At 61.5% G+C, this 26,382-nt stretch carries 24 protein-coding genes and 1 pseudogene; 12 read left to right on the top strand and 13 right to left on the bottom strand.

The features are described 5' to 3' along the window. From IMCC21224_RS24735 to IMCC21224_RS24760, 7 genes are all read right to left on the bottom strand, one after another. Positions 1 to 387 (bottom strand): DUF302 domain-containing protein, encoded by a 387-nt coding sequence (locus tag IMCC21224_RS24735; protein WP_047998221.1) that lies wholly within the window; start codon positions 385 to 387, stop codon positions 1 to 3. 16 nt (positions 388 to 403) lie between these two features. Then, positions 404 to 529, bottom strand: coding sequence for a hypothetical protein (locus tag IMCC21224_RS28860; RefSeq protein WP_255348006.1), 126 nt, complete (start codon positions 527 to 529; stop codon positions 404 to 406). Between the two features lie 127 nt (positions 530 to 656). Beyond that, positions 657 to 2,186 (bottom strand): multicopper oxidase family protein, encoded by a 1,530-nt coding sequence (locus IMCC21224_RS24740; protein ID WP_047998222.1) that lies wholly within the window; start codon positions 2,184 to 2,186, stop codon positions 657 to 659. A 73-nt stretch (positions 2,187 to 2,259) separates the two neighbouring features. Then, positions 2,260 to 2,658, bottom strand: coding sequence for a hypothetical protein (locus tag IMCC21224_RS24745; protein WP_047998223.1), 399 nt, complete (start codon positions 2,656 to 2,658; stop codon positions 2,260 to 2,262). 243 nt (positions 2,659 to 2,901) lie between these two features. Continuing rightward, positions 2,902 to 4,884, bottom strand: a complete 1,983-nt coding sequence (locus IMCC21224_RS24750; protein ID WP_047998224.1) for a type IV secretory system conjugative DNA transfer family protein — start codon at positions 4,882 to 4,884, stop codon at positions 2,902 to 2,904. Beyond that, complete coding sequence (locus IMCC21224_RS24755) at positions 4,877 to 7,228, bottom strand: relaxase/mobilization nuclease domain-containing protein (protein WP_047998225.1); 2,352 nt, start codon at positions 7,226 to 7,228, stop codon at positions 4,877 to 4,879. The genes IMCC21224_RS24750 and IMCC21224_RS24755 overlap by 8 nt, the downstream gene beginning before the upstream one ends. After that, positions 7,215 to 7,817: a helix-turn-helix domain-containing protein gene (locus tag IMCC21224_RS24760; protein WP_047998226.1), complete on the bottom strand. Its 603-nt coding sequence runs from the start codon at positions 7,815 to 7,817 to the stop codon at positions 7,215 to 7,217. The genes IMCC21224_RS24755 and IMCC21224_RS24760 overlap by 14 nt, the downstream gene beginning before the upstream one ends. A gap of 562 nt (positions 7,818 to 8,379) precedes the next feature. Between IMCC21224_RS24760 and IMCC21224_RS24770 the strand changes: the two genes are divergently transcribed. The 12 genes from IMCC21224_RS24770 to IMCC21224_RS24820 all read left to right on the top strand — a co-directional run bounded on the left by IMCC21224_RS24770 (position 8,380) and on the right by IMCC21224_RS24820 (position 21,092). Next, positions 8,380 to 9,099 carry a ParA family protein gene (locus tag IMCC21224_RS24770; RefSeq protein WP_047998228.1) on the top strand — a complete coding sequence of 240 codons (720 nt, stop codon included), beginning with the start codon at positions 8,380 to 8,382 and terminating at the stop codon, positions 9,097 to 9,099. A 10-nt stretch (positions 9,100 to 9,109) separates the two neighbouring features. After that, the gene (locus tag IMCC21224_RS24775) at positions 9,110 to 9,751 is read left to right on the top strand and encodes a hypothetical protein (protein WP_047998229.1); all 642 of its coding nucleotides are present in this window, start codon (positions 9,110 to 9,112) and stop codon (positions 9,749 to 9,751) included. Between the two features lie 151 nt (positions 9,752 to 9,902). After that, positions 9,903 to 10,073, top strand: a complete 171-nt coding sequence (locus IMCC21224_RS28095) for a hypothetical protein (protein WP_156178428.1) — start codon at positions 9,903 to 9,905, stop codon at positions 10,071 to 10,073. Positions 10,074 to 10,221: 148 nt separating this feature from the next. Continuing rightward, on the top strand, positions 10,222 to 11,340 hold the full coding sequence (locus IMCC21224_RS24780; RefSeq protein WP_047998230.1) for a Fic family protein: 1,119 nt from the start codon (positions 10,222 to 10,224) through the stop codon (positions 11,338 to 11,340). A gap of 179 nt (positions 11,341 to 11,519) precedes the next feature. Continuing rightward, positions 11,520 to 12,125 carry a restriction endonuclease subunit S gene (locus tag IMCC21224_RS24785; RefSeq protein WP_047998231.1) on the top strand — a complete coding sequence of 202 codons (606 nt, stop codon included), beginning with the start codon at positions 11,520 to 11,522 and terminating at the stop codon, positions 12,123 to 12,125. Continuing rightward, positions 12,122 to 13,639 carry a type I restriction-modification system subunit M gene (locus tag IMCC21224_RS24790; RefSeq protein WP_047998232.1) on the top strand — a complete coding sequence of 506 codons (1,518 nt, stop codon included), beginning with the start codon at positions 12,122 to 12,124 and terminating at the stop codon, positions 13,637 to 13,639. Before IMCC21224_RS24785 ends, IMCC21224_RS24790 begins: the two co-directional genes overlap by 4 nt. Continuing rightward, entirely contained in the window at positions 13,632 to 14,666 is a 1,035-nt protein-coding gene (locus IMCC21224_RS24795; protein WP_047998233.1) for a virulence RhuM family protein, read from the top strand. The genes IMCC21224_RS24790 and IMCC21224_RS24795 overlap by 8 nt, the downstream gene beginning before the upstream one ends. Further along, positions 14,653 to 15,858, top strand: a complete 1,206-nt coding sequence (locus IMCC21224_RS24800) for a restriction endonuclease subunit S (protein ID WP_053079206.1) — start codon at positions 14,653 to 14,655, stop codon at positions 15,856 to 15,858. The genes IMCC21224_RS24795 and IMCC21224_RS24800 overlap by 14 nt, the downstream gene beginning before the upstream one ends. Then, positions 15,848 to 16,078 (top strand): DUF2188 domain-containing protein, encoded by a 231-nt coding sequence (locus tag IMCC21224_RS24805; RefSeq protein ID WP_047998234.1) that lies wholly within the window; start codon positions 15,848 to 15,850, stop codon positions 16,076 to 16,078. The genes IMCC21224_RS24800 and IMCC21224_RS24805 overlap by 11 nt, the downstream gene beginning before the upstream one ends. A gap of 3 nt (positions 16,079 to 16,081) precedes the next feature. Beyond that, complete coding sequence (locus IMCC21224_RS24810; protein ID WP_197089326.1) at positions 16,082 to 17,152, top strand: DUF4917 family protein; 1,071 nt, start codon at positions 16,082 to 16,084, stop codon at positions 17,150 to 17,152. Beyond that, on the top strand, positions 17,152 to 20,379 hold the full coding sequence (locus tag IMCC21224_RS24815) for a type I restriction endonuclease subunit R (protein ID WP_047998286.1): 3,228 nt from the start codon (positions 17,152 to 17,154) through the stop codon (positions 20,377 to 20,379). The genes IMCC21224_RS24810 and IMCC21224_RS24815 overlap by 1 nt, the downstream gene beginning before the upstream one ends. Next, positions 20,376 to 21,092: a M48 family metallopeptidase gene (locus tag IMCC21224_RS24820; protein WP_047998235.1), complete on the top strand. Its 717-nt coding sequence runs from the start codon at positions 20,376 to 20,378 to the stop codon at positions 21,090 to 21,092. Before IMCC21224_RS24815 ends, IMCC21224_RS24820 begins: the two co-directional genes overlap by 4 nt. A 30-nt stretch (positions 21,093 to 21,122) precedes the next feature. On the opposite strand, the pseudogene IMCC21224_RS24825 reads toward IMCC21224_RS24820, so the two are convergent. From IMCC21224_RS24825 to IMCC21224_RS24850, 6 genes and pseudogenes are all read right to left on the bottom strand, one after another. Then, positions 21,123 to 21,248 (bottom strand): annotated as a pseudogene (locus tag IMCC21224_RS24825) (WGR domain-containing protein); the annotation flags it as partial. 107 nt (positions 21,249 to 21,355) lie between these two features. After that, positions 21,356 to 22,114, bottom strand: a complete 759-nt coding sequence (istB, locus tag IMCC21224_RS24830) for an IS21-like element helper ATPase IstB (RefSeq protein ID WP_047998236.1) — start codon at positions 22,112 to 22,114, stop codon at positions 21,356 to 21,358. Positions 22,115 to 22,125: 11 nt separating this feature from the next. Continuing rightward, positions 22,126 to 23,655, bottom strand: coding sequence for an IS21 family transposase (gene istA, locus IMCC21224_RS24835; protein WP_082135455.1), 1,530 nt, complete (start codon positions 23,653 to 23,655; stop codon positions 22,126 to 22,128). A 64-nt stretch (positions 23,656 to 23,719) separates the two neighbouring features. Beyond that, positions 23,720 to 23,962, bottom strand: coding sequence for a WGR domain-containing protein (locus IMCC21224_RS28715; protein WP_231582225.1), 243 nt, complete (start codon positions 23,960 to 23,962; stop codon positions 23,720 to 23,722). Between the two features lie 86 nt (positions 23,963 to 24,048). Continuing rightward, positions 24,049 to 24,981 carry a DUF2493 domain-containing protein gene (locus IMCC21224_RS24845; protein ID WP_047998237.1) on the bottom strand — a complete coding sequence of 311 codons (933 nt, stop codon included), beginning with the start codon at positions 24,979 to 24,981 and terminating at the stop codon, positions 24,049 to 24,051. Positions 24,982 to 25,349: 368 nt separating this feature from the next. Next, positions 25,350 to 26,381 carry a toprim domain-containing protein gene (locus IMCC21224_RS24850; RefSeq protein WP_047998238.1) on the bottom strand — a complete coding sequence of 344 codons (1,032 nt, stop codon included), beginning with the start codon at positions 26,379 to 26,381 and terminating at the stop codon, positions 25,350 to 25,352. Position 26,382 lies beyond the last annotated feature (1 nt).

The following is a 26,382-nucleotide window of genomic DNA, read 5'->3' on the forward strand; positions in this document are numbered from 1 at the left end:
TCACACCGCCGCGATGGCCTTCGCCAGGAGGTCACGCACCTCGCCCGCCACGGCCGTCAGCTCGGCGTTCTCAATCGCCTGCATCGACGCCACAGGATCGATGGCGCTGACTTCCACGCCGCCGTCCACCTCGCGCAGGATGACGTTACAGGGCAGCATCGCGCCGACCCGAGGCTCGATCCCGATCGCCTGATACGCCATCTTCGGGTTGCAGGCGCCGAGGATGCGGTAGGCGGGCATCTCGACGTCAAGCTTCTTTTTCATCGTAGCCTTGACGTCGATCTCGGTCAGGACGCCGAAGCCATAGTCCGCCAGCGCAGCACGGGTGCGCGGGTCGACGTCTTCGATCCCGATGTCGGGGATCATGCGATTGATTGTGTAAGCCATTGAGAAGTCCTTTCGTCTATTTCCGAAGATATTTGACCAGCGCTGCTATGGCCAAAACCACCAGCGCAAGGATCAGCAGGCCGAAGAGCCAGCCAATCCCCATTCCGAAACCCATTCCGGAGCCCATATCGTTCCAGTTCATCGTCTCATCCTCCTGATTTTCACCCGCAGGGTGCGCCTATTGACCGGCCATCACGACAACATGGGGCAGGACAGCACAGGATCGGTGTCGGGACATCGGGGCGCCCTGTCCGGACGCCCCGCCCGGATCACACCGACGCCGTGACCGCGAATTCGGTCATCATGCCGGTCGCAAGGTGCGGCATGTGATGGCAATGCAGCATCCAGCGCGCGGCCTCGCCGGCGTCCAGGGCGACATCGACCATCGACATCGGCGGAACGTGAACCGTGTCGCGCAGGGCACCGGCAACACGCCGCCCGTTCAGGCCGACGACCTGGAACACATGCCCGTGCAGATGCATCGGGTGGGCCATCATCGACATGTTGTGGAACGACAGCACGACCCGTTCGCCGCTGCGCGCGGTGATCGGCTGGTGCTGGCCCCAGACGGCCCGGTTGATCGTCCAGACATAGGGGTGCATCGAGCCGCCGAGCATCAGCATCTGGCTGCGGTCCACCTGCCGATCCGGCAGGGGATCGCGGGCGATGAGGCGCGCCTCCTGTGCAAGATCGGTGTCGAACGCGGGTGCTGCGGTCTCCGCCATGGCATCGAGGCGCCGGACCTCGGCTCCCTGCGTAGCGAGGATCAGGCCGGTGCGCTCGCGCGCGCCTTCGCGCAGGGCGAGGATCGGCCAGGTGCCGCCGTCGTTCGGCAGGTCGATCTCGATGTCCAGCCGCTGACCCATGGCCAGCCCGAACCGGTTGCCCGCGACAGGCTGGACGGCGTGGCCGTCCGTCGCGACCAGTCGCGCCTCGGCACCCCCGGTGTCGATCCAGAACACCGTCGCCGCGGCGGCGTTGATGACCCGCAGCCGGATGCGCCCGCCACGCTCGACCTGCACCACCTCGGGGTCCGACAGGGTCCGGTCGTTGGCGAGATAGGCGTCCCAGTCGTAATCGTTCAGGTCCATGGCCATGCCGCCCATCTGGCCGCCCATGCCCATCATCGCACCCATGTTGCCCATGCCGCCATGGCCCATCGCGCCATGATCCATGCCCTGCATCGCGCCCATGCCTCCCATGGGCGCGCCTTGATCGGGCGCCGCAGTGGCACTATGACCTGCGCCGTGTCCGCCGCCATGACCCGCGCCGATCTCCGCCAGAACCTCCTCGGGGCCCTTGAAGGAGAAATCATGCAGGAACATCACGACCTCCTGCCGGTCAGCAGCAACGTCCTCGGCCGAGCGCACGATCAGCGGTGCTGCCAGCAGCTGCATCTCTTGCGTCGGCACATGGCTGTGCATCCAATGCGTGCCCGGCCGCGTCTCAAAATCGTAGGATCGGGTCTCTCCGGACGCGAGGAGGGGCATCGGCATGTCCGGCACGCCGTCCTGCGCATTGGGCGGGATCTGGCCATGCCAGTGGATGATGGTGCCGACATCAAGATCGTTGGTCAGATCGACCCGGAACCTCTGGCCGGGGTCGAGGATCAACCCCTGACCGCTGGGACCGACAAGGCCAAAGACGGTTGCGGCGCGTCCATCGATATCGAGGGTCCGGGTCGCGGCGGCGAGGCTGATCGGCGCCGCCCCTTGCGCAAAGGCGATGCGGGGCATCTGTGCCGCGCCAATGGCGGCGGCGCTTGCGGCAAGAAAGCCGCGTCGTGAAAGCGTGTTCATGGTCGTCTCCTCGGGACATCCCGTCCCGTTCATCAAGGCCGATGGGACGCCGCAGGCGTCTGCCCGGGCGCGATTAGAGGAGACGGAGCTTCGGAGGGCGTTCGTTCAGTCCCGGCGCACGGCTGACGTGGATCGCCTCGGACGCGACGTCATGACTGGCGGCACCGTGGGCGTGCCCAGCTTCACCGCCTGCCGACGTCAGAAAGGCCGAGAGACCTGCGCAGACGAACGCGCACATCTCGGCATCGGCCTGTCCACAGTGCTCTCCAGCGGCACAGTCGGGGCTCGCAATGACCGGAGAGTGCATCATGTCGGCGACATGCCTCGCGTGATCCACACCGGAATTCATGCTCATGCGTGTCGCGTGCGCGGAGGTCACCGTCGTCACCACGGTGATCGCGAGTATGGCAAGCATGGTGATGACACGTTCGATCATGCTGCAAAGATAGGCATTACTCACGAGAATGTCCATTGTCGCAGGCGCCTAACCGCTGGCACAACGTGGGATTGACCAAAAGAGAATGATGTTCTGCAGTGATCGGGGACTGACGTCTTGGAAAAAACTCTTCGAAATACTGTCGAGATCGGTCTGTTCATCGGAGGTGTGACCCTCGACTTCGTAGCAACCCGGGGCAGGTAGGACGTATCAACGTACAATCCGTGTGCAAGTCCCAGTGGGCCCGGACGACACTGTCCGCGAAGCGGCCATCATCGCTCATCCATGAACTTCGATGATCGACCGCGTCGTCTGCACAGCCGACGCAAGTTGGGTCCTGTCTGCCTCCTTGAGCCCCAGCCCAGCAAGATCGAACGACAATTGACCGGACCCACCGCCACCCGCTGCAGCGCGTGCTGCGCGGCCGCGCGCCCGACCTGATGGCGCTGGCTGAGGATCCTGCGTCTCTGTTGCAGGTGGCTCAACGGTCATCGACGAGGACGCAGTCCCAGGCCCCTGCGCCCCAGCAGCCGCCCGCACCTCCCGCAGTTCCAGCTTCAGCTTCTCTACCGTCTCCCGCGTCTCGGTCATCTGCCGATCCCGCCGCAGCCCGTCCTCGTCAGGGTACGGGAAACTCCCCGCCTGACCGGCATGCAGCACCTTGAGTATCGGGTCCTCGAAATACTTGATCCGCCGCGCCCGGATCGGCATCTGCGCGTCGATCACGAGGATCACCTCGTCGAGGTCCATGCGGCGTGCCTGGTCTTCCGTCAGGAGCGGCGTATCCTCTGTCCGCTCGGAAACGCTGCGCCCCTCGAACGGGTTGCGCCCGACCGCGCGGGACCGTGTGACCACGCGCTTCGTGGTCTTGCCGACCGCCTGGCTTAGCTCCTCGATGGTCTTCTGCTCGGACGGGGTGAGGTAGAGCTTCACGCCCGCGCCGCCCTGAAGCGACCGGCGCGTGTTTTCGCCATAGATCTCGTCCAGTGCCGGGATGGTCTGGGTGACAATGGCGAGGTTCCCGCCGAAGGAGCGCAGCGTCTTGATGCTTTCGGCGACGATCGGCATTTTCCCAAGGCGGTCGAATTCGTCGAGCATGATCATCACCGGCCAAGGCTCGTCGTCCCCCGGTTCTTGCGCCTGCAGCGAGGCGATCAGGTCGGAGAAAAAGAGCCGGATCAGCGGAGCTAGCGGGCGGATCATCTCGGACTCGACCACGAGATAAATGGCGTGGGGGCGACGCCGGATGTCCCGGAAGGAGAAATCCGAGGTCGCGGTGGCCGCGTCGATCGCACGGTTGTCCCAGGTGTCGAGACCCGAGGTCATCAAGAGCGACAGGTAGGAGGTCAGGGTGTCATTGTTGGTCGATGCCATGCGCTCGAAGATCAGCTTGGCCGACTTGTTCTTCACCTCCTGCGCGCGCTTGAGGTATTCCTTCTGCTTGTCGCCGCCCGAAGCGGTGATGCGGTAGATCTCGCCGATGGTCGGCACGCCGCGCTCGAAGGCCAGAAGGCCGGCCGCCACGAACAGATCGATGCCCCCGGCCAGAAGCCCGCTCAGCTTTTCGTTGTCGGTCTGCAGGAAGAGCTTTGCGGTCAGCTTCAGCTCCATCTGCTGCCGGTCGGGATTGGTCATGGCCGCGATGCGGGCAAGCGGGTTGTAGCGATGCGTCGGCCGGTCCCAGTCTGTTGGCGCGAACCGGAACACCTTGTCGCCCATGCTGGCGCGAAAGCGCGAGGTCTCGCGGAAGTTCTCGCCCTTTACGTCGAGCACCACGGCCGAGCCTTTGTAGGTCAGAAGGTTCGGGATCACGAAGCCCACGCCCTTGCCTCGACCCGTCGGCGCCACGATCAGCGCATGCGGGAAAGTTTTTGACACGAGGAAGGGACCCTTCGATTTCGGGCGACCAAGCTTGCCCAACAGGAACCCACCGCCCGGCTTGGCAAAAAAGCCGTTGCGCTTCATCTCGGCCTTGGTCTGCCAATGTGTCGTGCCGAACCGGGTCAGTGCGTCGCCGAGAAGCGTGACGCTCAACATGAGCGCGGCTATGCCGAAGCCGCCTAGGATCAGGTTCACCCAAAGGAAGTCCTTCGTGGCGGTGGTCCCAAGCCCGCGGTATTCCCGCGCGAGCAATGTGAAATCAATGCGCTCGGTCGACAGCCCATAGCGCAGGATCAAATAGCCCGTGGCCACGACATAGCCGATGGCGAGGCCGACCAGCGTCAGGCTGAGGATGCCGCCCGCGATCTTGCCCTTATCCATGGGTGATCCCTTTTTCGCCATGGGCCGCGGCGTGACGCGCGCGCTGCGCCTCGATCTGTTCCTCGGCGAGCGCATCCAGCACCCGCTCCATGGCCGGCCCGTGGGCGGTCACTTCACTGCTTTCCAGATAGGCCTTCGCGAGTTCCAGCTGCCGCAGCGGATGTTCGGTGAACTTGTCCAACACATCAGCATGGCCCGCGCGCAGGGCGGTGACCGCGTTTGGCGTGAGGTTTCTGTCGACTTGCTCGATCAGGCGCTGCCCAGCTGTTTCGGAGAGAGCTGTGCCATCCTCGGCCTCGGCCCGCTGGAGGAACGTCATCACATCAGGGGCGGTCTCAGCCATGAAGCGCCGCTCGGCATAGTCTTGCCGCGCTTGATCCTCGATGTCGAAACTCCGCTCGCTGATATAGGCGCGCGATGCACCCATGGCGCGGAGGCGGTTGATTTCCTCCTGCACCGCCGTCCCGAATTCTTCATCGGGCATTTCCGCGCGGTAGCGCGCGAGGGTGCGGTCATCTTCGGTGATCGGACCGAGATGTTGCGTGGGATCGCGCATAGCCAGGTCCATGTCGCCCGCGTGTAGCCTGCGATCCTTCTCCTCGACGGCGAACTCCTGTGGCTTGCGGCTGTCGGTGATTTTGTCCCATGCCATCGAGGCCAATTCGGCATGATCGGGCGACCGTTGCGCATAGGCGTTGAAGGCGGCGCGGGCTTCTTCCACTTCGACAGCACCGGCCCTGCGCACGGACGGGTCATCCGAGAACGGATGAGTGAAATCCGTCCGGCGAAACTGGGCGACCAGCTGCTGGAAGTCCTGCCGCTCGGACGGGGCGAAGGCGTCCGGTCCCGCGTCGTCGAGATCGCGGCCCAGTGGCGTCAGACGCTCGGCGAGCGAGACCTCGGCATCCTCCGCCTCATCGACATCGTCGACCGCCCGCAAGATGCGCGCATCGGTCAGAGTATCGCCCAGGCGGACGTGAACGGCTTCCAGCCGGTCCAGCGCTTCCTCGCGATCCTCGCCCTTCTCCAGATCGAGGTCGCTCGCCGTGGCGATGGCGCGCAGATCCTGCGCAAGCCACTGCCGTTCGAGGGCTGCATTGCCGGCACCCTCACGCATGCGGGCGGCAACCGCCTCGGGATCGATGCCCGTGCCCTGCAGTGCCTCGCTGAGGCGCGCCTTCACCGCATTGTCGTCGAGGCGTCCCATCTGGTCCTCGCGCATGTTGGCCCGCGCATAGACGCCGTCCCGTGAAGGTGCATCGAGCAGCGCAGCCGAGCGGTCTCCAAGCGGATTCAGATGCGCGACCGAGGCCAGCACATCGGTAAGCTTGCGCTCGATCTCCGGCCGCTCGGACGCAGGCGCACGGTCGATCGCAGCCTCGATCTGGCGGATGTTCTGGGAAAACTCGGTGATCAGCGTGTCAAACGCTGTTTCGTCTTGGGACATATAGATGGCTCCGTCAGATTGGATCTGACCGCCACTGGCAAGGATGGTGCTGGCCCGCTCGAGCGCCTCGGCCACGTCATCGAAGTTCGACCGGGACGCCTCGACCGCCAGACCCCGATAGATCAGCGCATTGCGCGCCACCGTCTGCAGGGCGGCGGCGAGATCAGCGCCTGTGCGCTGGCGCTCGACCGGCGGCCGGCCCTCGTCACGGGCCTTGTAGACCTCATCAATCTCGGCGCGGTAGGTCGTGACCCCCCGGTCAAGACGCCGTGTCGCCTCGAGCCGGATCCCGTGGACCTGCGCCGCGTCGACCATCGCCGCCCGAAAGGCGTCGTAGTTGAAGTGGTGATCCTTCCCGAGAAAGAACATTTCGCCATCCTTGCTGCGGCGGTTCAGAACGATATGCGCATGTGGATGCGCGCGATCTTGGTGTATTGCAGCAATATAGTCGAATTGCGACCCCTCACCTTGAAAGAACCGCTCACAGATAGTCTCGGTGATCGCGCGCACCTCCTCACCGCTGGAGCCGACGGGAAAGGCCATCAGCAGATGCGAGGTATGGCCGAGCTTGGGGCTGTGCCGCTCACCCCACTGGTTCTCGAAGCGGCGTACGACCCGGTCGATCTCGGCCTCGGACAGGGTCTTCTTGCCATCATGTGTGCCACGACTGTCGAGGATGTGGCTCGACTTGGTGGTAAGATACGTCAGCTGGGCCTTGAGCTGCGCGCCGGTGTGGCACCCGCCCTTCGAGATCGGCTTGAATATGGCCGGGGAATAGCCCCGCGCCGCGCGCACCATCTGCGCGTTCCTGGCGAGTCCCTGCCAGCTGCCGGAGACCCGGCTCCAGTCGCGATCGAAAAGGGCGGGCCCGACGCCGCGCGCCTCACTCCGCGCCATGCTCGGCCACCTGCTCCGCTTCCTGCCGCACCAGATCGGCGAGAGCCTTAGTGACCTCGAGGTCCAGTTCGCGACGCCGCGCGCGGAACATCTCCTGGATCTGGTCGGCCATGTCGAAGACGAGCATCGCGAGATCGCGGATCTCGGCATGGCTTGCGGGCGTATAGGGCAGCCGCTCGCCCTTGAGCTTCGCCTCATTCAGGCGGCGCGCGACCTGGTTCACGTTGTTGCCGACCCGGTTCAGCGCCGCGCTCATCCCTCTCAACTCATCCGTCATACCCTCATCCGGGCGCAGGAGATCGTCCGCGGCCAGCATCAGGGAGCGCATGGCATCCGAGCGATGCGCGATCCCGCGCCGCGCGAGAGCAGCATCGAAGCCGCGAAGGTCGCGGTCGGTGACGCGCATGGTCAGCACGCGGGTGCGGCTGTCGTTGGCGGAGACGGCGGAACGGCCCCGGCCGAGGACGTTGTAGACGGTCTTGGGTGAGACCTTCAGCACCGCACTGATCGCATTGACCGAGACGCCTTTCGCCCGTTCCCGGACGATCTGACGGCGCTCCTGATCGGTCAGTCTGCGACTGCTGCCCATGTGAAGTATACGTTCCTATTTCTTGCCAACTTCGTACACGCCCGCCTTCTCCCAGCACAAGCGGAGAAGGCACCAAGGGCTTGTACTCAATGTAGAAAATCGGCCCGACAGGCCGATTTGACGTCCTTTGTCAAATGCAGCGCGCAACGCGCTCAATGCAACGCGTCCCGCGTTCCCTGCACCGTGCATCACGTCTTATGCACGGTGTCTTTTGCGCTCTGCAGCGCGTCTTCGGGCAAGTGGGACGTGTCGATTGCAGCCCGCATCGCGCGCCCCGCACAATGCACGGCGTCGCGTGTACCTCGCGTCGCGTTCCGCGCTTCACGTGCTTTGGTGGATGCCGAATGCAGTACGTCTTTTGGCAAAAGCATCGCGCAACCTGGATCGCGGCGTCTGTCCCCTGCGCCCCGCTGTCTGCTCGCCGCAAAACGCGCAACGGCGAATGCATCATGCCCACCGCATCGTGCATCCCGCCTTCCGCTTGACGCCGATGCACCAAGAGGTTAGCGACATTATTGCATCTTTGTTGCGATTCACTATTCTTGCAGGAGGTCTGCGCCCCATGCCCAACGACAATCTCGTGGTCATCGCCGCGATGGCCCGGAAAGGGGGGAGTGGCAAAACCACGCTCTCGCGCGCCCTGATCAGCGCTGCCGTGGCTGGCGGGCGACGGGTTCTGCTGATCGACACTGATAGCACCGGAGTGCTTGGCGCCTGGCACGAACGAGCTGAAGCGGCGGGTCTCGGGTCGCCTCTGCTGCGGTCAATCTCGGTCGAGAGTGTCGGGGCCGTCGATCGCAAGATCGAGCAGGTCTATGATGCGGACTCGGCGGATTTCGTCTTCATCGATACGGCAGGCGTCGGCGCGGAATGGTCGGACGGGATCGCGGTTCTCGCCGATCACATTGTAACGCCGGTCATGCTCTCGACCTCGGATCTTGATGTGGGTGCGCAGACCGCCGACTGGTTCGAAAGGTTGCGCGCGCGCGTCGATGACCCGGCGAGCTTGCCGCGCCATCATGTCGTTCTGAACATGGTTGACCCGAAAGCCACGCGCGCGGATGCCGCCTTGATCGAAGTAGCGATCGCTCGGTTTCCCGTGGTTGAGACGGTGATGATGCGCCGCAACGTCTACAAGGAGATGGACGAGAAAGGCCTGCTCCACGCCATCGCGCTGCAAAAGCAGGCCGACCCAAACCCACTCATGCGCCCGCATGTCCGTCATGTCGTCGAGGCCCTTGAGGAGGCCACCGACATCCTCAACAACATCTTGGCCGCGTAAGGACAGGGCGTTGAGAAAGAAGATTCCAACCATCACCCGGCCCGACCCAGCCTATGCCGCGTCCCTTCGGCCGGAGGGGGAGAAAGACCCGGGAAGGGAAGAGACCGTCCTGATGCCGATGAGCATGACGGCAGACGTGGCGGATGAAGATCAAGCGCCGGTGCCAAGCAGGCCCTCCGTGCCTTCGCCGCAACCAAGCCCGGAGACAACGACAGAGATCATAACAGCGCCCACGGCGTCGCAGCCCAGGGTCCGACGCATTCCGGCCACCCGCAAGATCGATATCCGGGTGAACGCGCTGGAACGGCAGGAAGAAGCCCTCATCGACTGCGGCGTCGACCCCGCTCATGTCATCCGGGCCGCTCTGCGCCGTGCCGTGAAGACCTGGCAGCTGGGGCCAGAGTTCGTCCCACCATCCGAAGAGCAGAGAACGCGGATCACCGAATGGCGCGCGCGGACATCTCTGGCTGTCGATGCCAATGCGCTAACTTCCATCCTGCACGCCCATGACCCCCTCGATGTGCTCAGCAAGTGGGCCTTGATCCGCGGCCAGATCGAGCCGCGCGTCTGGGCGGAGATCGACATACTTCTGGACGAGATTGCCGTTCGCGCTGCGGCGCAGAATACAGAAAATGATACGTCAACAACCTGACTATAAAGACAACTTGTCTTTTTGTCGGTGGGTTTTTGCCGAAGCTACCGCCCACACCTTGCAGTTGCAGAAACCTGTCGTTAACACCGCCGACAAGAAATTTTTGACCTCCCTTTAGCCAGTTATGAGGTCCAAATAGCAGGAGCGCGTCATGACCCCAAAACCCCGCCTCACCGGCGAACCGATCATGCGCATCCTCTGCAAGAAGACCGACAATCTGGTGGGTTTCCTCTACCAATGGAACAATGGCGATCTGCAGCCCGCGTGGCTGGACGATGCTTTGGCCGAGGTTCGCTACGAACCAATAAGCGACGCCGCCTGACACCTGTCAGATCGGATACAGTACGGCTGATCCGGGCCGTTACATGGAGATGTGTCCAACCTTTGGACTCGTTGGTGCTGCATAGAACCCACTTCCATAAATCATCTATTTGCCACATAGTGAGTTATAGAAAGGGATTCTATAACTCATGCGCTGGAACTGGACACAACCCGACTGGCCGAACTTCCGCTATGACCGCGCTGCGATCGAGCCACTCGAACGGCGCTTTCTGCTGTCCTCAGGCGAAATCCTTGGTGCGGTCCGCCATGTGACAGGCGAGGAGCGCGACCGGCTGCGCATCGAGCTTCTGAGTGAGGAGGCGATGCGGACGAGCGCCATTGAGGGCGAGGTCCTGGACCGGTCCAGTGTCCAGTCCTCGTTGCGGCGGCAGTTCGGACTGACCACGGAGGGCCCACCATCAGAACCCCGCGAGCAGGGCGTCGCCGAAATGATGGTCGATGTCTATTCGAACCACGCGGCCCCTCTGACCCACGACACGCTCTCTCACTGGCACGGTATGCTCCTGTCCCATGACCGTGGCCTCGAGACGATCGGTGCCTACCGTCGGCATGACGACGCCATGCAGATCATCTCCGGTCGCATTGATCGACCGACGGTGCATTTCGAAGCGCCGCCATCGGCGCAAGTCCAAGGCGAAATGGACGTGTTCGTCGACTGGTTCAACCGCACGGCACCAGAGGGGTCCACGCCACTGCCCGCGCTGACGCGCGCGGCAATTGGGCACCTGTGGTTCGAGAGCGTCCATCCGTTCGAGGACGGCAATGGCCGCTTGGGCCGCGCTCTGGCTGAAAAATCCCTCGCGCAGAATATCGGCCAGCCGAGCCTGATCGCGCTGGCTTACACGATCGAACGCGACCGCAAGGGTTATTACGATCAGCTCGAAGCCCACCAGAAGACGCTGGACGTGACCGCGTGGCTTTTTTGGTTCGGCGAGACGGTGTTGAACGCGCAGCAGGTCACACTGACGCGCGTTGCCTTCTTCATCGCCAAGGCAAAGTTCTACGACCAGTTCCGCGATCGGCTGAACGACCGGCAGGCCAAGGTGATCGAGCGCATGTTCCGAGAGGGGCCCGAGGGGTTCAAGGGCGGGCTCAGCGCCGAGAATTACATCGCCATCACCGGCACATCGCGCGCGACCACGACCCGGGATCTGCAGGACCTGGTCGAGATGGGCGCGCTGAACCGGACCGGGGAGCGGCGGCATACGCGGTATTGGTTAGACCTTGAGGCCTTATCAGTGTCGTGAATTTGGGAAAACCCACGCCAGAGGTCTGCGCAGTCAGCATTGTAAAGCTTCATAATAGTGGACTAGCAACCCTACCGCCTCAGTATCTGAATTTGCTGTAGGTGCTCCTACAGCAATTACTTGTTGACACCGACCCCTCGACGGCCTAATCGCTGTAGGGCAACCTACAGAGACTCCACATGCTACTTGCAGATGCTTGCACCATTCACAGCGGATACACGGCTCGGGGTCGGCTCGAAGCCACAGAGGCTGGCGGCGTTCTCGCGATCCAACTGCGGGACATTTCCCCCGAGGGTGTCATCCACCCAGAACGCCTTACGCGCGTGCAATTGGAGGACTTGGCCGACCGCTACTTCGTACGGCCAGGCGACGTTGTGTTTCGGTCTCGGGGGGAGAGAAACACGGCGTCCGTTCTAGACAAACGGCTCCAGGAGCCTGCGCTTGCAGTTTTGCCGCTGCTTGTGCTTCGCCCGAAACATGATGTCGTGATACCGGAGTATTTGGCATGGGCCATCAATCAGCCACCTGCACAGCGCCACTTTGATGTAGCAGCACGCGGCACAAACATCAGGATGATCCCCAGATCTAGCCTCGACGATCTGGAGCTTGAGATCCCTGACATTGAGACCCAAGAAAAGATTGTTGCGATTGATGCTCTTGCTGAACAGGAGCGTGCGCTAGCCCTGCTCGTCGCCGAAACACGCAGAAAGATGATGAGCCTGATCCTCGTCGAGCGAGCGAACAGGATGCGGCCCGAAATACGGCAAGAAAGGACGTCAAAATGACCGACCAACTCACACAGCAACAGGTCAACCAGACGGCTTGGGCCGCTTGTGACACCTTCCGAGGCGTCGTCGATGCTGGACAGTACAAGGACTACATCCTGGTGATGTTGTTCCTGAAATACATCTCTGACCACTGGAACGACCACCTCGAGACCTATCGCAACCAGTATGGCGGCGATGAAGCACGGATCCGGCGTCGACTTGAGCGCGAGCGCTTTGTGCTTCCGGACGGCGCCAGTTTCTACGATCTCTATGAAGCGCGAAACGAACCAAACATCGGTGAGCGGATCAACATCGCGCTGGAACGGATCGAAGATGCGAACCGCGCCAAGCTCGAAGGCGTGTTCCGCAACATCGACTTCAACTCCGAGGCCAATCTCGGGCGCGTCAAGGACCGAAATCGCCGCCTGAAAAACGTGCTGGAGGATTTCGCCAAACCCGCACTTGATCTTCGCCCCAGCCGCGTGACCGAAGACATCATCGGCGAGTGTTATATTTACCTCATTTCGCGTTTTGCGTCTGACGCGGGCAAGAAAGCTGGCGAATTCTACACGCCGTCTGCTGTCTCTCGGTTGTTGGCGAAGTTGGCTGCCCCCAAGGCCGGTGACACCATCTGCGACCCGGCCTGCGGGTCAGGTTCGCTGCTGATCTGTGCGGCAGAGGAGGTCGGCTCCGAAAACTTCGCCCTCTACGGCCAGGAAGTGAACGGCGCGACGTGGGCGCTGGCACGAATGAACATGTTTCTGCACGCCAAAGACGCTGCACGCATCGAATGGTGCGACACCCTCAACAGCCCTGCGCTGGTTGAGGCAGATCATCTCATGAAATTCGATGTGGTTGTGGCGAACCCGCCATTCTCTCTCGACAAATGGGGTGCAGAAGGTGCCGAGAGCGACCAGTTCAAGCGCTATTGGCGCGGCATCCCCCCGAAATCGAAGGGCGACTATGGCTTCATCACCCATATGATCGAGATCGCCAAACGCCAGAGCGGCCGGGTGGCCGTGATCGTTCCGCATGGAGTTCTGTTCCGTGGCGGGGCCGAAGGGCGGATCCGGCGGGCATTGATCGAAGAGAACCTGCTCGATGCGGTCGTTGGTCTTCCGGCCAACCTCTTCACCACCACCGGCATTCCGGTCGCCATACTTATTTTCGACCGTTCCCGCGAACAGGGTGGCGCGAATGAAACTCGGCGCGATGTTCTCTTCATCGACGCGAGCAAAGAATTCACGCCCAGCAAAACCCAGAACGTGATGGACGAGACGCATGTCAACAGGGTGCTGGAGACCTATGCGACCCGCGCCGAAGTCGACAAGTATTCCCACCGCGCCAGCCTGGACGAAATCACCGAGAACGACTTCAACCTGAACATTCCCCGCTACGTCGATACCTTTGAGCCAGAGGAAGAAATCGACGTTGCCGCCCTGCAGAAGCAGATCACCACGATCGAGGCCGAACTGGCCGAGGTGCGCGGACGTATGGCTGGCTACCTGAAGGAGCTCGGCGTCGATGTCTGAAGGCGAAATCATCCTCTACAGCACCGAAGACGGCGAGGCCGAAGTCCAGCTTCGAGCTGTTGACGGCACTGTCTGGTTGTCCCTGAACCAGATCTCCGACCTCTTCGGTCGCGACAAGTCGGTGATTTCCCGGCACATCAAGGCCATCTTCGACGATGCCGAACTCTCGCCCGAGTCAGTAGTTGCACGTTATGCAACAACTGCCGGGGACGGCAAAACCTATCAGGTCGATCACTACCGGCTGGAGATGCTTCTGGCCATCGGCTACCGGGTGCGCAGCCCACGCGGCGTGCAGTTCCGCCGGTGGGCGACCTCGGCGCTGAAGGAATACCTCGTTAAGGGCTTCGTCATGAACGACGAACGCCTGAAGGATCCCAAGTGGGATTACTTCGACGAGCTTCTGGAACGTATCCGCGACATCAGGGCGTCCGAGGCGCGGTTCTACCAGAAGGTGCGCGACATCCTCGCGCTGAGCGAGGATTACGATGCGCGGTCGCAGGCCATTCCGACCTTCTACGCCACGATCCAGAACAAGATGCTTTACGCCGTGACCAGCCACACGGCGGGCGAGTTGATCCGCGCGCGGGCCGATGCGGACAAGCCCAACATGGGCCTGACCACATGGAAGGACGCCGGCAAGGGGCGCGCCCTTCGCAAGGCGGATGTGGGCACTGCAAAGAACTATCTGGGCGAGGCCGAGATCAAGGAACTGAACCTGATCGTGGAAACCTTCCTGAACACCGCCGAGTTGCGGGCAAGCCGCCGCCAGACCATGCGGCTGGCCGATTGGGAAGGCGTGCTCGACACCTTCCTCACCAGCAACGAACTGCCCCGGTTGCAAGGTGCAGGGTCGGTGTCGGCCAAGCAGGCCGAGCGCATCGCGCATGATCGTTACGCCGCGTTCGATGAAAAGCGAAAGGCCGCGCAGGCACTTGCGGCCAGCGAGACCGATGAGTTGGAGGAGTTGAAGCGCATCGCCGACGCCACCAAGGGGCGGAAGAAGGGTGGCGGGGATGAAGATGAATAAGGAATGGACGATTCAGCCGCTTGGCGACCTCGTGCGCATCGCGTCCGGCCAAGTCGATCCGAAGGACGCCGAGATTGCTAATATGCTCAGTGTCGGGCCGGATAACTTGCGCACCGGTGGGGGCTTGAACACGACGGGAGTGAAAACTGCTAGCGAACTCGAACAAATTTCTGGCAAATATGCATTCGATAAGAATGCGATTTTATACTCAAAAATTCGACCCAACCTGAACAAGATTGCCATTGTGAATTTTGACGGCATTTGCAGTGCTGATATGTATCCGATATGGGTCCGCGATGGTGCAGCAGCGGTTAGAGACTTCATCTATTATGTTATGAATTCGGAGCGTTTTGTGGCTGATGCAACTTCTCGCTCCTTCCGAACTGGGCTGCCAAAAATTAATCGTCCCGATCTCGAAAGCATTGAGGTGAGGCTTCCGCCCCTCCCCGAACAACGCAAGATCGCCGAAATCCTGCGGACATGGGACGACGCCATCGAAAAGCTGACCGCGCTGCGCACGGCGAAGGAGAAACGGCTCCATTCGCTGCGCGAAAAACTGACCTATTTTGATGCCCAAGGCGAGCCCGTGAGGCTCGGTGACGTCTCCGAGGAAGTGACCAAACGAAATGGTGGTGGTCTGCTTGGCAGGGAAATGGTGATGGGTGTCACCAATTCGCGCGGAATTGTTCCGATGCGTGAGCAGACAATTGCAGAAGATATAAGCCGGTACAAGGTCGTCCCGCCTCAAGCGTTTGCCTACAATCCGATGCGTATCAATGTCGGCTCCATCGCCATGAACGAGGCCGAGGAGCCAATCCTCGTCAGCCCGGATTATGTGGTGTTTGCATGTCTTCAAGGTCGCCTGTCCCCCGATTTTCTGGATCACCTTCGGAACACAAAATGGTGGTCGCACTACATCAATAGCGGCGGATCGGGCAGTGTCCGGCAACGCACCTACTATGCCGATCTTGCGGCGATGAAAGTGCCGCTTCCCAACTTCGAACGGCAGTGCCGAATTGCCGATGTACTGAATACCGGGCGGCGCGATGTCGAGATGACCACTATCGAGATCGACGCCCTGACACGCCAGAAGCGCGGTCTGATGCAAAAGCTGCTGACGGGCGAATGGCGCGTGACGGTGGATCCGACAACACCTTTCAACCCGGCAGAGGAGACCCATGATGGCCGATGAAAAGAATTACTGGACCCAGCAGCGTGCGGACGGGAAGTGGGAATCAAAGCGCGAAGGCTCTGACCGGGCAAGCAAGGTCACGGATACGCAAGCAGAGGCTTGGAAGCACTCAAAGCAACGGGCCGCCGACACGAAGGGCGAGGCACTCCTCAAGGGTCGTGACGGCAAGATCCGCGAACGCAACACCTACGGGAAAGACCCGTATCCGCCGAAGGGGTAAAGCATGATCCAACTCCGCACTTTTGATGAAGCGATTGAGCATTCGGCGCAGTTCAAGAAGCGGCACCTGCTGCTCGGCAACGGTTTCAGCATCGCCTGCCGCCCGAAGATTTTCACCTACGGCTCGCTTTTCGAGCAGGCGGATTTCTCGTCGGCCCCAAGGCTTCCAGATGTGTTCAAGGCGGTCGGCACGACCGACTTTGAACACGTCATCAAACTGCTGGAGGACGCATCGCGCATTGTCCCTGTCTATTCGAGCACAGCGGACGCCGCCGCAAAACAGATGGCGGCCGATGCGGAAGCTCTGAAGGACATCCTCATTCAGACCGTGGCGAACAATCACCCCAACATCCCGAATGAAATTGCGGATGAACAGTTCTGGGCCTGCCGCCGGTTCCTGTCGCATTTCCTAGGTGATGGGAACAAGGATGGCAAGGTTTACACCCTGAACTATGACCTTCTGCTTTACTGGACGCTCATGCACGACGACATGGGTTTCGATGACCCTATCGATCTGGCCGCCAACGACGGGTTCGGCCGCGATGAAGATACGGAACCCGAATATGTGAACTGGATGGGGGAGAGCGGCGCTCACGGACAGCGGGTCCACTACCTCCATGGGGCACTTCACCTGTTCGACGCGGGTGCCGAACTGCAGAAGTACACATGGGTGAACACGGGCAAGCCATTGTTAGAACAAGCTCGAGAGGCAATGGGTGCGAACAAGTTCCCTCTCTTTGTGGCCGAGGGCAAAAGCAATCAGAAGCTTGCTAAGATCAAACACAGTGCATACCTGCACCATTCCTACAAAAGCTTCTCCTCGCAAATGGCGCAGCGCAATGATGCGCTATTCATTTTTGGTCATAGCCTTGCAGACAACGACCAGCATGTTCTGAAGAAAATTGCGCGAGGCAAGATCGGACAAGTTTATGTCGGCCTCTATGGCGACCCAAACAGCCATGGAAACAAGCAGATCCGAGGCGCTGCCACCGCATTGGCACATTCGCGCGATGATGGGGTCGCACTAGACGTCGCTTTCTTTGATGCGGCGTCCGCCCAGGTATGGGGGGCCTGATGCACGTTCAAAGTGGTTTCGACGCTCGAGAGAAACATCAGTCTCAGATACCCGCCCTTCAATTGCTCGTAGCGTTGGGGTTCACGCCGCTGTCTCAATCCGAGGCGGTGCGCCAGCGCGGCGGTCGTCTGCGCAACGTGGTGCTCGACGACGTTCTTGCGGACCATCTCCTGCGGATCAATCGCTTCACCCACCGCGGGCGGGAGTATCCGTTCGACCTTGAGGACGCGCACGAGGCCATCCGGCGGCTCAAGCCGACGCCCGACCGGCAGAAGGGACTGCGCGGGACCAACCAGGACATCTACGACACACTCGTGCTCGGGACGACGATCACCAAGACGATCCAGGGAGACTCGAAGTCCTATTCATTCCGGTATGTCGATTGGGAGCAGCCTGCGAATAACGTCTATCACGTGACGGCCGAACTCTCCGTCGAGCGGACGGCCAGCACTCAGACCAAGCGGTGCGATATCGTCGCTTACGTGAATGGCATCCCGTTCCTTGTCATCGAGAACAAGCGGCCTACCGAGAGCTTGAAGAAGGCAGGCAGCCAGCTGATCGGCTACCAGAACGAAGACAACATCCCGCAGCTGTTCCACTTCGCGCAGATTCTCATGGTTATGAACCGTGTCGAGGCGCGCTACGCCACCGTGGGCACGCCGCGACAGTTCTGGCAGACGTGGCGAGACGAGGAAGACCGGGACGAGATCATCGATCCGCTGGCGAACCGGCCGCTCAGTGCAGCGGAGGCCGACGCGGTTTTCTCGGGCGACTTCGCCTTCGCCCGCGCCCATTTCGATGCCCTTGCCGCCGAGGGTCCGCGCGCGATTACGGCACAGGACCGCGCAATCCATGCAATGTGCAGGCCGGAACGGCTGCTGGACCTGATCCGTCGCTTTACCGTGTTCGACGGCGGTGCACGCAAGGTCGCGCGTCACCAGCAGTTTTTCGGCATCCAGAAGGCAGTAGAGCGGGTCCGTCAGTTCAATCTGGATGGCCGCCGCAAAGGGGGCGTGATCTGGCATACTCAAGGGTCGGGCAAGTCGCTGACTATGGTGATGCTGGGGCGCTCTCTTGCGCTCGACAAGGCCATCCCCAATCCGCGCATTCTGATCGTCACCGACCGCGACGATCTCGACAAACAGATCAAGGACACGTTCAAGTCCAGCGAACTGGAACCCGTACGGGCAACCAGCGGTGCCCACCTCATCGAGCTGGTCCGAAACCGTACACCACTCGTGACGACCATCATCAACAAGTTCGATACGGCCGCCAAAGCTGCCGAAGATGTCGACGAGGATGCCAACGTTTTCGTCCTAGTTGACGAGAGCCATCGCTCGCAGACCGGTCGCTATGGCGGTCACAGCCAGTTCGCCACGCGGATGCGCCGGTTGCTGCCCAAGGCCTGCTATCTCGGCTTCACCGGAACGCCGCTGCTGAAGAAAGAAAAGAACACCCTCTCGACCTTTGGCGGCCTCATACACAAGTACGCGATAGACGAGGCCGTTGCTGACGGAGCCGTCGTGCCCCTCCTCTATGAAGGCCGACTTGTCGAACAGCAAGTAAACGGCGGCGTGATCGACAAGTGGTTCGACAAGATCAGCGAAGGGTTGACCCCCAGCCAGAAGGCCGATCTGAAGCGCAAATTCTCCCGGATGGATGCTCTGTCGAAGACAGGCCAAGCGATCCGGGCAAAGGCCTTTGACGTTTCCGAGCACTTCCGCCAGCACTGGCAAGGCACGGGCTTCAAAGCGCAGCTTGTGGCACCGTCCAAGGCAGCGGCCGTCCGTTTCAAGGAGGTGCTCGACGAGATCGGGCACGTCACTAGCGATATCGTCATCTCGCCTCCCGATGACAACGAGGGCAACGAGGAGGTCGACAAGGAATCGAAGGACCTCGTGCGCGGATTCTGGGCGCGGATGATGGCCCGGTACAAGACCGAGGACGAATACACCCGGCAGATCATCGATGCATTCAAGGGCTCGGGCGATCCGGATATCCTCATCGTCGTGTCGAAGCTGCTGACCGGGTTCGATGCGCCGCGCAATACCGTGCTCTATGTGTGCAAGTCGCTGCGCGAACATAACCTGCTACAGGCGATCGCCCGCGTGAACCGGCTCTACGAAAACGGCGCGACCGAGAAGCAGTTCGGCTTCATCATCGACTACGAGGGGCTGCTCGGAGAACTCGACACGGCGCTGACGACCTACAGCGCTTTCGAGGGCTTCGACGCCGCCGATCTCGCCGGCACGGTCCACGATGTACGCGAGGAGATCCGGAAGCTGCCCCAGCTGCACGATCAGCTCTGGGACCTGTTCAAGCCGGTCAAGAACAAGAAGGACATGGAGCAGTTCGAACAATTCCTGGCCGATGAGGCGATCCGGCAGGAGTTCTATGAGCGACTGAAGGCGTTCAGCCGCTGCCTCCACATCTCGCTGTCGTCGGACAAGCTCTTCGACGTCTTCGACGAGGCGAAGATCGACGCCATGAAGAAGGACTGGAAGCAGTTCTCCGAGTTGCGGCGCTCGGTCCAGCTTCGCTACCAAGAGACCGTCGACGTCAAGGAGTTCGAGCCAAAGATCCAGAAGCTGCTCGACGACCATGTGGTTGCCACGCCGGCCGAGACGATCATCGAGATGGTCAACATCAACGACCCGGACGCGCTGAAAGCGGTGGTGGAGGAGACGGGCGTTTCCGAGGCGTCGAGGGCGGACCGGATCGCCAGTGCGACGCGCCGGACCATCACCGAAAAGATGGACGAGGACCCGACCTTCTACCGCAGCTTCTCGGAACTGCTGGAGGAAACCATCCGCGACTATCGGGCCAAACGGATTTCCGAGCGCGATTACCTCAAGAACGTAGTCGACCTGGCTAGCAAGGTTGCCCGCAAGGACCGCGGGCGCGAGGTGCCGGATGCGATCAAGGGCAACGACGATGGGCAGGCGTTTTTCGGGGTCCTTGAAGGCGTGCTCGCAACCGACGACGGTAAACCGATCGCGGACGATGAGGTTGCCGCCATCGCGCTCACGATCATCGACATCATCAAGTCCCATCACATCGTCGACGTCTGGTCCAACGACATCATTCAGAACAAGATGCGCAACGCCATCGACGATTACTTCTTTGATGTCCTTCGCGATGAGCGCGGCATCGAGCTGACGGTCGAGGTGATGGACGATCTTGAACTCAAGATCATGGACCTGGCCCGGGCGCGGTTTCCTGGATGAAGGCGGAACGACACAGGGTTCGATATGGGGAACACAGCATCGATTTCTCCATTGTACGGCGTGACCGGACGACACTGGAAATCGCCGTTGAGCCCGATGCCTCTGTTGTAGTGGCTGCTCCTCAGGATGCTCCACTGGGAGCTATCGAGGAGAAAGTGCGCAAGCGCGCCGCGTGGATCCTGCGCCAGCAGCGGTATTTCATCCAGTTCCTTCCGCGTACGCTGGATCGCCAATATGTGGCGGGCGAGACCCATCTTTACCTTGGACGTCAGTATAGGTTGAAGGTAGTTCCCCACGTCCAAGCCGTGGTGAAGATCGTCCGAGGCTTCATCGTTGTGCAAACTCACAAACCTGAGCGACCCGAAGTCACACGCGAACTTGTAGAGGCCTGGTACCGGCAGAAGGCCCAAAATAAATTCGCGGAACGTCTCGAGTTGAACTTGCTTCGCTTCCCTGCACCCGAGGAATTTCGGCCGAAAGGACTGATCGTGCGCCAACTTCGACAAAGATGGGGGTCCATGTCACCTTCTTCGCGCCTCATGCTCAATCGCAGATTGATTGAAGCATCCGTGGATTCCATAGACTATGTGATCACCCACGAACTTTGTCACATTGCTGTCCCGCACCATGGTCCAGAATTCTTTGAACTCTTGGACAGAGTCCTCCCCGATTGGCCAGATCGCAAAGACAAGCTCGAAAAAAAGATGGCCTAAGCTGGATCGCTTTCTCAGAAACTGCCTTTGTCAGACAATGTACCCGCGCCGTTTCTTCACAGCTGCCAGCTTCATCAACGCGGTGATGGCCTTGCCTTCGTCAGGGTGGGTCTCAACCATCATCTGCCCCCGAAACCCGATCCGGCCCCACTCGCGTGCGTATTCCGGAGCATCCGCCCACCCGTTCCGACAACATGCGCCCACCTGTTCCGGGCTATTCGCCCACCTGTGATGCGTTGCCGTGAGGCAGTGGATTTCGCGTATCAGGTTTGGGGCGTTTCGTCATCCATTTTGGCGATGGTTTTCCGCATGGACGCCCCCTCGAGTTCGAGGCGGTAAGCATTATGGACGATGCGATCGAGGATGGCATCTGCGAATGTCGGCTCGCCGATGACGTCATGCCACGCTTTAATGGGCAACTGGCTGGTGATCATGGTCGAGCCGCGGCCGTATCGCTCCTCGACAATCTCCATCAGATCGCGACGCTGCGTTGCGGTAAGCCTGTCCGGTCCCCAATCGTCGAGGATCAGCAGTTGTGCTTTCGTTATGCTGCGGAACAAGCGGGGGAAGCGACCGTCCCCATGGGCCAGTTCCAGTTCTTCGAAGAGGCGGGGCATCCGTTTGTAAACCACGGTGACGCCATCACGACAGGCCGCCTGCGCCAAGGCGCAGCCGAGCCAGGTCTTTCCGACCCCGCAAGGGCCGGTGATGATCAGGCCGCGCCTGTCGGTGATCCACTTGCCAGTCAGCAAGCTTTGGAATAGCGCCTTGTCGAGGCCGCGTCGCGCACGGTAATCGACATCCTCCGGACAGGCGCCCACATGGCGCAGCCTGGCCGAGCGCATACGGGCCTCGAAGCGCTTGGTTTCTCGGCTTGCGACTTCGCGATCGACCAGCAAACCAAGCCATTCGGCGTGGCTTAGATCGGTGCCACCATCTTGGGCCTGGAGGTCCGCGAAGGCTTCGGCCATGCCGTCCAGTCGCATGGCTTTCAGATGATCGAGGGTTGGATGAGGGAGCATGTCGTGTCCTTTCAATGGAAGTAATCGGCGCCACGGATGTTGGTATGGGTGATGGCAGGTCCCTCCGTGGCGCGGGTGCGGGGCTTGCTTTCCAGCCCATTCTTCAGAATGGATTGGACTGACGAGTAAGAGCGCGCGTTAATTTCGAGCGCCCTTTTGCAGGCGGCATCAAGGCGGTCCCGACCGAACTTGTCGGCCAGCCGGATCACACCCAGACAGGTGCGATAGCCTTGTTCGGGGTGCTTGCGGTCGCGCATCACGACCTCGGCGAAGATCGCGACGTTCGGTCCGACACGCGCGGCCCAGGCCTGGATGCGTTGCGGCGTCCAATCTTCGCGGAACCTGTGGTGCGCGGGCATGTGATCGCGCTGCGTGGAATGCTGCCCATTTCCGGAGGTGCGCACATGAGAGGCGACACGCTGCCCAACATGGAAGACTTCGACTGTGCGGGCGGTGATGCGCGCCCACAGCTCTTTCTTCAGCAACTGATAGGGCACCGAGTAATAATGCTTGTCGATCGCGATGTGATAATCGAGCCCGGCGCGACACTTCTTCCACTCGGCGTAAACGTAGGGCTCCGCAGGCAGCAGCTTCAGGGCGGGCTTGTCCAGCTGGTCGAACAGCTGCCTGCGACTGGCACCGAGATGGCGCGAGATCTTGTCGTTGAGCCGGTCCAGAAGTGGGCGAATGGCAGCGTTCACGTCCTCAAGGCTGAAGAATTGCCGATTGCGCAGCCGCGCCAGGATCCAGCGCTCAACCAGTAAAACCGCGCCCTCGACTTTTGCTTTATCTTTGGGTTTATGCGGCCGCGCCGGCACCACAGCCGTGTCGTAATGCGCTGCCAGATCCCCATAGGTCCGGTTGATCACAGGGTCGTAGAAGCAGGCCTTAGTGACCCCGGCCTTGAGGTTGTCGGACACGATCTGCTCCGTCACACCCCCGAAGAAACCAAAGGCGCGCACATGGCTTGCGATCCAGTCAGGCAGTGATTGGGTCCACGTCGCCTCAACATAAGTGTAATTCGAGGCCCCCAGCGTGGCGACAAACAGTTGTGCTGTGCGCACCTCGCCGGTTTTGGGGGCGATCACGTCAATTGTGTGTCCCGCATAATCGACAAACAACCGCTCACCTGCCGGGTGGCGCTGTCGCATCACCGGCGACAGCTTGCCTTCCCACCGCGTGTAAAGCTCGCAGAACCGGGAATAACCGTAGCCCTCAGCATGGTCCGAGCGATACTCTTCCCACAGCAACGACAGCGTGACGCCCTTGCGGCGCAGCTCTCGGTGAATATGCGCCCAGTCAGGTTGGGTCGCGCGGTTTGACACATCACGCGCCGTCCGGGGGTAGATTTGCCGTTCAAGGTCAGTGTCGGAAAGGCCTGGCGGCAGCGGCCAACTCAGGCCCAACTCGTCGGCGCGATCAAGGTAGCCCCGAAGGGTGGTGCGCCCAATCGCCAAGCTTGCCGCAATCTGGCGCGTCGACAACCCCTCAGCTGAGAGCCGCAAAACATCTCGTATCTTCCGCATCGGCAATCTCTTCATCGGGCTTCCTTCGTGCCAAAAAGGCCGGAAGGTAGCCGGTTACAGATTGCCTCGCAGCAGCACGTCACAGGGGTGGGCGAATACCCCGGAATCGGTGGGCGGATGAAATCGGAACGGGTGGGCGCATCAAATCGGAATCGGTGGGCGCATCACCCCGGAATACGCACTCGCGCACGAGGCTGGCACGGCCGAAGAGATCGCGCTGCACGCTTAGCCGATAGAAGCGACGCATGTTGCGCGCCGGATCGATCCGGCGCATCTGCACGTCGGTTGGGAAGACATCGAGCTGGATCGGGCTGTGGTACATGTAGTGATCGACTGAGGTTTTCTACACAATATCAGGTGGAAGTGTGCGCTTCCACCTCGATTTCCCCGCGAGGGGAAAAAGGGGGCTCACGCCCCCTTCTCGAACTTCATGACCGGGATGCCGAGCCTCGAAGCCTTGTCGGCTAGGTTCTCTTGGATGCCGGTGCCCGGGAAGACGAGGACGCCCACGGGCAGCACATCTAGCATGGCGTCGTTGCGCTTGAAGGGGGCGGCCTTGGCATGCTTGGTCCAATCGGGTTTGAAGGCCACCTGCGTCACGCCGCGGGCCTCGGCCCATTTGGCGGCGATGAGTTCTGCGCCCTTCGGGCTTCCACCATGCAGAAGGACCATGTCGGGATGTTTGGTCCGGACCTGATCGAGCTTGCCCCAGATCAGGCGGTGATCGTTGAAGTCGGTTCCACCGGTGAGGGCGACTTTGGGGCCTGCGGGGAGCATCACCTCGGTTTCCGCGCGGCGCTTGGCGGCCAGGAAATCGCGGCTGTCGATGAGCGCCGCGGTCATGTGCTGGCGATTCACCATCGAGCCCGTGCGGGGGCGCCAGGTCGATCCCGTGTGATGGACAAACTCGGTAGCGGCGTGATCGCGCATCATGTCCATGCAGTTGCGCCGTTCGACGAGGGTCAGGCCTTCAGCCGTCAGGCGCTCGAGTTCGGTGGATTTCACCTCGGAGCCGTCCTGCTCGCGCTGAAGGCGGCGCTGCACCTGCTCGTTCTCGTCGAGCGACCGCTCAATCCTCGCCGTGGCGCGGTGAAAGAGGTTGACCTGGCCCCAGAGCACCTCTTCGAGGTCGGGTTCCATGCGGGTGTCTTCAAGGCTCGCGACGAGGGCATCGAAGATGTCGGCGACGGCGACCGCAAGGCGCTGCCCATCGGGCATCGGGCGCGGATCGGGCTCATCAAAGGGGCGGTAGCCGTAAAGCTGCAACTCGTCGAGCGCATGGGCGGTCTGGGATGTGGTGTGGGCGGGTTCATACGTGTCGTCGTGAGTGTGGATCGTCATCAGTTTCTTGCCTCCGGGCCTGTCTCATCCGCGCGACAACCCGCGCGGCCTTCATGGGCTGCGAAAGCTGTCACTGGGGACGCCCCCTCACCCCGCCTTCGGGGCCGGAACGCATGTGGAGGAGGGCGGCAGGCAAGCTATTTGTTTCGCGATGCAAAGCGGGGGCTCGTCCCCCGCGGCGGAAATAGCTTGCCTGCCGCCCTTGATGGGGCATCCCCTTTGACGGCCGCCTGCCCATCTCTTGAAGGCCGCTCGGGTGTCGGGTGGATGAGATTGCCCGGGAAGAGGCAAAGCGACGATCCACAGCCAAGACAGGGATCCGTGACCCCTACCCCGCTATCCCGGACAGATCCTTACGGCGATGCTGCTCAGCCTGACAGGCGTTGGCGATCCTCTGGCCCGATCTGCCTTGCCAGATGCTGGCGCAGCGCCTCCTTGCCGTTTGCCCGGAGATCATCGTTGAAATCCCCGAGCCGTGGTTCCAGCACCCGTACGGCTATCCCGGCATCAAGGGCTCTGGCGCTCAACCTCTCTGCCGCGCGTTGCCCGGCCGGATCGCGGTCTATGGCGATGTAAAGGCGCTGCAGCCCCTCCGGCAACTGGACCGCCCCGAGGTGACCCGACGAGAGAGCCGCCCAGACGGGAAGGCCGGAGGCCGCCTCGGAAAGGGACAGCATGGTCTCGATGCCTTCGCCGACCACGAGGATGTCTTCATGCGGGGTCAGCCTGACGGCATTGCCGAGGAGGTGACCCATGGCCCGCCGCTGCGTTTTGACCGCCGCCTTGCCCTTGCCGTCATGCGCCAGCCAAGTCCGATGCACACCCTGCAGGGCCCCTGCCCCATCGGTGACCGCAGCGATCAATGCTGGTCGGGGAATGCTCTTGGTCTGGCCTTCATCCCGATACCAGCACTTCGGGTGGAAGCGAAGGGCACTCATCGTGCCCCCTTGGGAAAGGCCCCGGGAGCGGAGGTAGGTGTCAGCAAGCGTGCCTGCGACTGGCATAGAGGCTGCAAACAATCGCGCCGCTGCCGCTGGCGTGCCACCGGGGGCTTTGACCTTCTTCGGCACTGGTGCATCCGGGGGGACCGGCTGCGGACGGCCCAAATGCGCCCGGGCCTCGGCCAGAAGTTCGGGAAAGCGCGAGATCCCGGTTCGCTCGCGGATGATGTCGAGGAGATCGCCATGCAGTCCGACAGCCGCGTCCTGCCATTTGCCACGGGCTCCCGGTCCTGATGTGGGTCCAGTCAGCCGCACGAAGAGCGACCGGCCGGGGTTGTTCTGCAAATCGCCGACGATCCAGTAGGACCCTTCCCGCCGTCCGGCGGGAAGGTAGACGCGACACACGCTCTCTGCGTTCTCGGCCAGAGCGCGGATCACATCTTCAGTCTCGGAATACATG

This window comes from Puniceibacterium sp. IMCC21224 (assembly GCF_001038505.1).
Taxonomy (GTDB): Bacteria; Pseudomonadota; Alphaproteobacteria; order Rhodobacterales; family Rhodobacteraceae; genus Puniceibacterium.